This window comes from Roseospira navarrensis (genome assembly GCF_009601025.1).
In the GTDB taxonomy this organism is placed as follows: Bacteria; Pseudomonadota; Alphaproteobacteria; order Rhodospirillales; family Rhodospirillaceae; genus Rhodospira; species Rhodospira navarrensis.
On record NZ_WIVE01000101.1, the window covers coordinates 1 to 8,956 of the forward strand.

Consider the following 8,956-nt stretch of genomic DNA (forward strand, 5'->3'; position numbering starts at 1 on the left):
TCCTGGGCATCGCCACCACCAAAGGCCCAATCTCCTACGATATGTTGATCGCGCCGGAAGCAAAGGGATAAGCCTTTATCATGGAATGAGATCTTCATGCGTACTCTGGAAAAATGTTGGCATTGCCTGAAGTATTGGCAGGCCGCCCTTGGAGTAAACACAAGCGCAACTTTTACTTTTTGTAGCGCTGGGCGCCAAATATCTCCCCAAGATGACCGCGTCTATTTTTCAGCCTCCAAAATACCGCACGTCAGCCCAATTGATCCTCAACCACTTGGTGGAGGTCCGGGGGCCGCAGCCGACCGGACCAGCCCGCTCCCTCCACCGGATGGTGGACCCCCATCCGGAGGGCTGGATTCCTGGTCCGAAAGACTGATATGTTTTGTCAGGTTTTCGAAGCGAAGTTTATGCATTCCATCCCATGGAGGCTCAATCCCATGGCGGCTGAGGGCCTGGATGGTGCGCAGGAAAATTGGGCCGATTGGGCGCAAAGTCCGTGCGCCGACGGTCATGACCAGGGCCAAGAAACGTGAGGCCGTTTCTCAGTCAATGAGCAGGCTCATGCGGACCGCGGTCGCATCCATGCCCCGGGAGCCGGGCCGGACGGCGGCGGCGCAGGTCAACCGACCCGACAGAGACGTACCGAACTCAACGGCCTCCGGGCCCACAGGAATGGGGATGATTGCGATGAAGACGAAGATTTGGGGCGCGATTCTGGGTGGCGCCGGCTTCATGGCCGCCGCCGCCGCCACGCCGGCCTCGGCCGCGCTGTTCTCCGTGTCGGGTGAAGGCACCGTCATCACTGCGCCGAGCGCGGTCCTGGAAGACGATGTCACCACGCCCTCCAATAGCCAGTACGGCTTCATGGAAAGCTCGGGCGTGTGGCTCTCCCGCGATATCGACGTGGACGGCGGCACCATCGCCAAGGGCACGCGCGTCGACAGCTACATGATCTTCTACAACACGGCCGGCGGCTCCAACACCATGACGGTCACGAACTGGCTGTTCCAGGAGTCCATCCTGGGGATCATGTCCGATCAGCCCGGCAATCTCGAAGCCGACAGCACCGATCTGTTGGGCAATCCGGGCACGACCTACGACAACGGCAACGCGGGTGATTCCGCGCCGTACAACGCCCGCGGCCTGGAAGCCATGGACGTCAAGAACAAGGCCAACGACTATTACATCGTGAGCGGCGTGGACAGCACCATGCTGGAGCTGGGCATGCGCGTCACGGAGCCGGGCGACTGGATCCGCGTCGTGACCGTCTCCGCCGTGCCGCTGCCGGCCGCCGCGTGGTTCCTGCTGACCGCCCTGGGCGGCCTGGTGGGCACCCGCTGGCTGAAGAAGGACAAGGCCGCCGCCGCGGCCGCCTGATCGGTCCCGCCGGTCTGAGCGTTCGGGCCTCGGCCCCGTCCGACCCCGTCCCGGTTCGCCGGGGCGGGGTCTTGCGTTCCAGGGCGCTGCTGGTGGCAGGCGGCTGTTGAAGGCGCCGGACGATGCTGTAGGATGCGCGGTCCTGTCCCGGAACCGCCGCGCGGAGCGCCCACCCATGTCCCAACGCCTCACGTCCGCCGTGGCCGCCCTGGCCCTCACCGGCGCCTGCCTGAGCCTGACCGCCCCGCCGACCCGCGCGCAGGAGGTCACGTTGACCGTGCACCATTTCCTGAGCGCCAAGGCGGTCAACCACGCCGAGATGATCGAGCCGTGGGCCGAGCGCATCACCGAGGCCTCGGACGGGCGCATCGCCTTCGAGATCTTTCCGTCCATGTCCATGGGCGGCGCGCCCCCCGAGCTGTTCCAGCAGGTCCGCGACGGCGTGGCGGACATCATCTGGACCGTGCTCGGCTATACCCCGGGCGTGTTCCCCCATGCCGAGGTGTTCAACCTGCCCAGCGTCCACACCGGCAGCGCGCTGGTCACCAACCTGGCCATCCAGGACCTGATGGACGGGCCGCTGGCCGCTGACTTCGAGGATGTCCACCCCCTCCTGGTCCACGTCCACGCCGGCCAGGCGCTGCACACCACCGACGTCGCCGTGCGCTCCATCGCGGATGTGCAGGGCCTCAAGCTGCGGGTGCCGTCGCGCTCGGGCACCTGGATGATCGAGGCCATGGGCGCCGAGCCCGTGGGCATGCCCGTGCCCGAGGTGCCGCAGGCCCTGTCGCAGGGTGTCCTGGACGGCGCCTTCATCCCGTTCGAGGTCGCCTTGCCGCTGCGGGTGATCGACATCGCCAAGCACCACACCGAGCTGGCGGGCGGGCACCGCTTCGGCACCACCACCTTCCTGCTGGCCATGAACAAGGACCGTTACGAGAGCCTGCCCGAGGATCTGCGCGCCATCATCGACGCTCACTCGGGCGAGGCCCTGGCGCGCGAGGCCGGCCGGGTCTGGGACGCGGTCGAACCCCGGGTCATCGCCATGGCCGAAGCGCGCGGCAACGAGGTCATCTACCTGGATGACGCGGCCTCCGCCCCCTTCCTGGACGCCTTTGCCGAGACCGAAGCGCGCTGGCTGGAGGAGATGGCCGCCAAGGGCATCGACGGCGAAGCCCTGCTGGCCGCCGCCAAGGCCGCCGTGGCCCGCCACGACCACGAACGCCCCACCCCATGATCCGGGCGGCGGCCCTGCGCGACCGGGTGCTGGCGCCGCTGGCCGCGGGCCTTGCGGTCTATGGGGGCTTGGTCCTGTTCGTCATCACCGCGATCACCATGGTCAACGTGGCCGGATTCACGCTGGACGCCCTGGCCGAGCCGTTCGGCGGCCGGGTCTCGGGCCTGTCCGGCTACGAAGAGGTGGTGGCCCTGCTCATCGGCGGGGCCACGCTGGCGTTCCTGCCGTGGTGCCAGTTGCGCCGGGGCCATGTGGTCGTGGACCTGTTCACCCGCCGCCTGCCCGCCCGCGCGGTGGATGCGATCGACCGCCTCGCGCTGGCGCTGACAGCGGTGCTGGCGCTCGGCCTCGCCGTGTCCATGGCCTGGGGCATGGCGCGCATGCGCGCCGACGGCGTGGTGACCGGCGTGCTGTCCTGGCCCGAGTGGCCGTTCTGGAGTCCGGGCGTGGTCGCCCTCGCGCTGTGGGGGAGCGTGGCGGCCGTGATGGCCGTCGCGCCGCCCGCGCCCGCCGACGACCCCGCGGGACCCCCGCCCCATGGATGAGCGCGCGCTGGTCGGGGCGGCCGGATTCCTGCTGCTGTTCGTGCTGATCGCGCTGCGGATTCCCGTGGCGCTGGCCATGGTGCTGGTGGGCATCGGCGGCAACTACGCGCTGTCCATCGTCGCCCCCTTCCTGCGCTTCGAGCCCTATCTGGCCCAGTTCAAGACGCTGACCTGGTCGGTGGTGTCGAACTACGCGCTGTCGGTGGTGCCGCTGTTCATCCTGATGGGCTATCTGGCCAGTCACGCCAACCTGAGTCGCGACCTGTTCCAGGGCATGAACGTGCTCGTCGGCCGCCTGCGCGGCGGCGTGGCCATGGCGGCGGTGATGGCCTGCGCGGGCTTCGGCGCGGTGTGCGGCTCGTCGCTGGCGACGGCGAGCACCATGGGCCGGGTCGCCCTGCCCGAACTGCGCCGCCTGAACTATGCCGACGGGCTGGCGACCGGCGCGCTGGCGGCCGGCGGCACGCTGGGCATCCTCATTCCGCCGTCGGTGGCGCTGGTGGTCTATGCCATCGTGGTCGAGGCCTCGGTGGTCGAGATGTTCCAGGCCGCCATCCTGCCCGGCGTGATCGCGGTCGCCCTGTTCGTGGCCGTCATCGCCCTGCGCGTGCGGCTGAACCCGGCCCTGGCCCAGCCCGCCCCGCCGCCCGACGCCGCCGCGCGGCGGCGCGCCCTGCGCCGGCTGGTGCCCGTGCTGGCCATCTTCAGCGGCATCATCCTGGGCCTGGGGCTGGGCCTGTTCACACCGACCCCCGCCGCCGCCGTGGGGGTGTTCGCGGTGCTGGTCTACGGCGTGATCCTGAAGGTCCGCACCGGCGAGGGCCTGGGCGTGCGCGAGATCGGCGACGCCATCCGCGACACCGCCGTGACCGCCGGCATGATCGGCTTCATCCTGTTCGGGGCCGAGGTGCTGAAGGGCTTCTTCGCCCGCAGCGGGCTGCCGGCCACGCTGGCCGACTGGGCCGCCAGCGGCGCCGCCGAGCCCTGGACCGTGCTCGTCCTGGTGCTGGTCGGCCTGATCGTGCTGGGCTGCTTCATGGACAGCCTGTCCATGATCCTGGTCGTGGTGCCGTTCCTGTTCCCCGTGCTGCTGGAGTTGAACGGCGGCGACTGGGTCACGGCCGCCGACGCCGCCTATGGCATGGGGGCGGAGGACCTGAAGATCTGGTTCGGCATCCTGGCGCTGGTGGTGGTGGAACTGGGGCTCATCACGCCGCCCGTGGGCCTGAACGTGTTCATCATCCGCGCCGTCAGCCCGGGGGTGCGGATGGGCACCATCTTCCGGGGCGTGCTGCCGTTCTTCGGCGTGGAACTGGGCCGGGTCGTGCTGCTGGTGCTGCTGCCCGGCCTGGCGCTATGGCTGCCGCATAGTCTTTAGTGGTTTGGATCGGCCTGGAAACGGCCGAGACCGTTTCCAGGCCTCCGCCGCTGCGCGGCGCCGGCCCGGTCGGGCCGGTATGAGGGCTTTGGTCGGCCATGACACACGCCGTATCGCACCCCGGCATCGGGCCGGACCGCCCTACGCCGCCGCCGGCTTGCGGGTGAGCTGCAGGAAGATGTCCTCCAGGTCCGTTTCCTTGGTCACAAGGTCGCGGATGTCCAGGTCGGCGCCGCGCAGGGCCTCCAGGATGGTGGTGATCCCGGTCTCGCTGGGCTTGTAGCGGATCACGATCTGATCGTCGCCGCGCGCGCAGGCCCCGAGCGCCGCCAGCGACGGCGGCAGCGGATCGGGGACGCCGCCGCCCACGGTCACGGTCACCGACTTGGAGTCCAGCCGCCGCAGCAGGTTGCGCGTGGTGTCGCAGGCCGCCACCGTGCCGTTGTTGATGATGGCGGTGGTGTCGCAGAGCGTTTCCGCTTCCTCCAGATAGTGCGTCGTCAAGAGGATGGTGGTGCCGCGCGCGTTCAGGTCCTGGATCATGGCCCACAGTTGCTGGCGCAGTTCGATATCCACACCGGCGGTGGGCTCGTCCAGCACCAGGATGGGCGGAAAGTGGACCATCGCCTTGGCCACCAGCAGGCGCCGACGCATGCCGCCCGACAGGGTGCGGGCGTAGGCGTCGGCCTTGTCCGCCAGCCCCACCGAATCCAGGATCTCCAGCGTGCGGCGTTCCCGCCGGGGCACGCCGTACAGGCCGGCCTGCACCTCCAGCAGTTCGCGCGGGGTGAAGAACGGGTCCAGGTTCAGTTCCTGCGGCACGATGCCGATGGCCGCGCGGGCCTGGCGGTCGTTGTGATCAATGTCCGTGCCCCAGATGCGCACCGTGCCCGAGGTCTTCAGCACCAGCCCGGCCATGATGTTGATGAGCGTGGACTTGCCCGCCCCGTTCGGTCCCAGCAGGGCGAAGAAGCTGCCGCGCGGGATGGTCAGCGACACGCCCTCCAGCGCCGTCTTGGCGCTTTGTCCGGCCCGGGCCTTGTAGACCTTGGTCAGGCTTTCGATCTCGATGGCGTTGTCGGGCGGGGATGCGGGGGCGCTGCGCACGGGGGCCTCTCGGTCGGCAGGATCTGGGGGACGGGCGCATTGAGGCGCCGATGGGGTCTGGTGCGCCCCGGGGCCGGACGGGTATGATCCGGGCCATCCGTCGGGCGCCCTCCCAACATAGGACGCCGCCGCCAGAAGTCGAGGACCGCACGCATGGACCACAAACCCACCTTCCCCGTCTCGGAAACCGTCGAGACCGACACCCCCGAGGTCGCCTGTGACGGCATCGGTGTGGCCCTGGGCCACCCGCGCGTGTTCCTGCACATCAAGCCCGGCGAGGGCGACGTGGTGTGCCCCTACTGCTCGCGGCGCTTCGTGCTGAAGGACGGCGCGGCGGCGGCGGCGCACTGACCGGACATGACCGAGACAGACACGACCGCCGCCACCGCCCCCGACCGCCTGTTTCTGGTGGACGGCTCGGGCTACATCTTCCGCGCCTATCACAGCCTGCCGCCCATGACGCGGCCGGACGGCACGCCGGTGAACGCCGTGCTCGGCTTCACCAATATGCTGATGAAGCTGCTGGCCGACATGGACGCGGAGCATGTGGCCGTCATTTTCGACAAGGGCCGCAAGACGTTCCGCAACGACATCCACCCGGACTACAAGGGGCACCGCCCCGACGCGCCCGAAGACTTGGTGCCGCAGTTCCCGATCATCCGGGAGGCCGTGCGCGCCTTCAACGTCGCCTGCGTGGAGATGGAGGGGTTCGAGGCCGACGACCTGATCGCCACCTACGCCAGACAGGCGCGCGAGAAGGGCCTGTCCGTCACCGTGGTGTCGTCCGACAAGGACCTGATGCAGCTCGTCCGCGAGGGTGTCGCGCTGTTCGACCCCATGAAGAGCCGCCCCATCGGCCCGGATGAGGTGCACGAGAAGTTCGGCGTCGGCCCGGACCGGGTCGTGGACGTGCAGGCGCTGGCCGGCGATTCGTCCGACAATGTGCCGGGTGTGCCCGGGATCGGCGTCAAGACCGCCGCCCAGCTCATCACCGAGTACGGCGACCTGGAGTCCCTGCTCGCCCGCGCCGGCGAGATCAAACAGCCCAAGCGGCGCCAGAACCTGACCGAGTACGCCGACCAGGCCCGCATGTCCCGCGATCTGGTGCTGTTGCGCGATGATGTGAAGGTGCCGGAGCCGCTGGACGGCTTCACGGTGAAGGCGCCGGAGCCGGAGGCCCTGCGCGGCTTCCTGGTCGAAAACGGCTTCAAGTCCGTGCTGGCCAAGGTGGAAGGCGACCTGATCCCCCGGCCGGAGGACGGCTCCGGTGCCGCTGTGGACCCGGTGGCCGAAGCCACGACGGCCGAGGCCGCCTACACCCTGGTCCAGGACGTCGAGACCCTTCGCGCCTGGGTCGCCGAGGCGCGCGCGGACGGCGTCGTCGCCATCGACACGGAAACCGATGCCCTGTCCGCCATGCGGGGCGGGCTGGTGGGCATTTCCATGGCCACGGCCCCAGGGAGGGCGTGCTACATCCCGCTCGCCCACCGCAGCGGCGGCGAAGGGCAGCTCGACCTGGGCGGCGGCGGCGACGAGGCCCCGCGCCAGATCCCGCTTGAGGATTGCGTGGCGGAACTGAAGGACCTGCTGGTCAACCCCGGCGTCCTGAAGGTCGGCCACAACATCAAGTACGACCTGCACGTGCTGGCCCGGGTCGGGCTGGAGGTCGCACCCCTCGACGACACCATGGTGCTGTCCTACGTCCTGGACGGCACCCGCCTGGGCCAGGGAACCCACGGCCTGGACGATCTGGCGAAGCGGCACTTCGACCACGCCATGATCGCGTTCAAGGATGTCTGCGGGTCGGGCAAATCCCAGATCACGTTCGACAAGGTGACGCTTGAGCGCGCCCTGGACTACGCCGCCGAGGACGCGGACTACACGCTCCGCCTGCACCGGCTGCTGAAGCCCCGGCTGGTCGAAGAGCGCATGGTCACGGTCTACGAGACCCTCGACCGCCCCATGGTGCCCCTGCTGGCGGCCATGGAGCGCACCGGCATCAAGGTGGACCCGGCGGTGCTGAAGGACCTGTCCAGGACCTTCGCCGCCCGCATCGGCGATCTGGAGGACGAGGTTCACCGGGTGGCGGGGCATCCGTTCAACATCGGCTCGCCCAAGCAACTGGGCGAAGTGCTGTTCGACGAGATGAGCCTGCAGGCCGGCCGCAAGAGCAGCAAGACGGGGGCGAAGTCCACGGGTGCGGACGTGCTGGAGGATCTGGCCGCGCAGGGCCACGACCTGCCCGCCCGGGTGCTGGACTGGCGCCAGTTCTCCAAGCTGAAGAGCACCTACACCGACGCCCTGGTGGAGGACATCAACCCGGACACGGGCCGCGTCCACACCACCTTCGGGTTGACCGGCACATCCACCGGGCGGCTGTCGTCCAACGACCCGAACCTCCAGAACATCCCCATCCGCACCGAGGAGGGCCGGCGCATCCGCGAAGCCTTCGTCGCCGAGCCGGGGCACCTGCTGCTGTCGGCGGACTATTCCCAGATCGAGCTGCGGCTTGTCGCCCATGTGGCCGATATCGCGGCGCTGAAGGAGGCCTTCCACAACGGCGCGGACATTCACGCCATCACCGCCAGCCGCATGTTCGGCCAGCCGGTCGAGGGCATGGACCCCATGCTGCGCCGCCGGGCCAAGGCCATCAACTTCGGCATCATCTATGGGATTTCCGCGTTCGGGCTGGCCCGCCAACTCTCCATCGCGCGCGGCGAGGCCCAGGCGTTCATCGACGCCTACTTCAAGGAGTTCCCGGAAATCCTGGACTACATGGAGGCCACCAAGGCGGAGGCCCGGACGCATGGCTTCGTGCGCACCCCCTTCGGCCGCAAGTGCTGGACCCCCGGGATCAACGACAAGGCGCCCACCATGAAGGGGATGGCCGAGCGCGCCGCCATCAACGCGCCCATCCAGGGCGGGGCGGCCGACATCATCAAGCGGGCCATGATCCAGGTTCCCGACGCCCTGGCCGAGGCGGGGCTGTCGGCGCGCCTGCTGCTGCAGGTGCACGACGAACTGATCCTGGAGGTCCCGGAGGCGGAGGCCGCCGCCACCGAGGCCCTGGTGCGGCGCGTGATGGCGGGGGCGGCGTCGCTCTCCGTGCCGCTGGTGGTGGACACGGGCACGGCCACGACTTGGGCGGGGGCGCATTGATAACAGCGGTGGGTGAGTTTGACTCACCCGCCCCGGGCGCCCTTTGGGCGCCTGTACTTTTACGAAGGCTCAAATAGCGTTCGCTATGCATTCCCGGATTTGGTATCATGAAGGATACCGAACGCGGGAGGCGGGCATGGATCGGGACACGTT

Annotated in this window: 7 protein-coding genes; 6 read left to right on the forward strand and 1 reads right to left on the reverse strand. The window is 69.0% G+C overall.

Translation table 11 applies throughout. The annotated features are described in order from the left end of the window. Positions 1-687: 687 nt before the first annotated feature. The 4 genes from GHC57_RS19400 (at position 688) to GHC57_RS18135 (ending at position 4,537) form a co-directional block, all read left to right on the forward strand. The gene (locus tag GHC57_RS19400; RefSeq protein ID WP_170294965.1) at positions 688-1,377 is read left to right on the forward strand and encodes a VPLPA-CTERM sorting domain-containing protein; all 690 of its coding nucleotides are present in this window, start codon (positions 688-690) and stop codon (positions 1,375-1,377) included. A gap of 175 nt (positions 1,378-1,552) precedes the next feature. Beyond that, positions 1,553-2,614 (forward strand): TRAP transporter substrate-binding protein, encoded by a 1,062-nt coding sequence (locus tag GHC57_RS18125; protein WP_153346909.1) that lies wholly within the window; start codon positions 1,553-1,555, stop codon positions 2,612-2,614. Beyond that, positions 2,611-3,159, forward strand: coding sequence for a TRAP transporter small permease (locus GHC57_RS18130; protein ID WP_153346911.1), 549 nt, complete (start codon positions 2,611-2,613; stop codon positions 3,157-3,159). The genes GHC57_RS18125 and GHC57_RS18130 overlap by 4 nt, the downstream gene beginning before the upstream one ends. After that, entirely contained in the window at positions 3,152-4,537 is a 1,386-nt protein-coding gene (locus GHC57_RS18135) for a TRAP transporter large permease (protein WP_153346913.1), read from the forward strand. The genes GHC57_RS18130 and GHC57_RS18135 overlap by 8 nt, the downstream gene beginning before the upstream one ends. 141 nt (positions 4,538-4,678) lie before the next feature. On the opposite strand, the gene GHC57_RS18140 is transcribed toward GHC57_RS18135, so the two are convergent. Then, positions 4,679-5,644 (reverse strand): ATP-binding cassette domain-containing protein, encoded by a 966-nt coding sequence (locus GHC57_RS18140; protein WP_170294966.1) that lies wholly within the window; start codon positions 5,642-5,644, stop codon positions 4,679-4,681. 153 nt (positions 5,645-5,797) lie between these two features. On the opposite strand from GHC57_RS18140, the gene GHC57_RS18145 reads away from it, so the two are divergent. Further along, on the forward strand, positions 5,798-5,995 hold the full coding sequence (locus tag GHC57_RS18145) for a zinc-finger domain-containing protein (protein ID WP_153346915.1): 198 nt from the start codon (positions 5,798-5,800) through the stop codon (positions 5,993-5,995). Between the two features lie 6 nt (positions 5,996-6,001). Further along, positions 6,002-8,803 (forward strand): DNA polymerase I, encoded by a 2,802-nt coding sequence (polA, locus tag GHC57_RS18150; RefSeq protein WP_153346917.1) that lies wholly within the window; start codon positions 6,002-6,004, stop codon positions 8,801-8,803. The last annotated feature ends 153 nt before the right edge of the window (positions 8,804-8,956 follow it).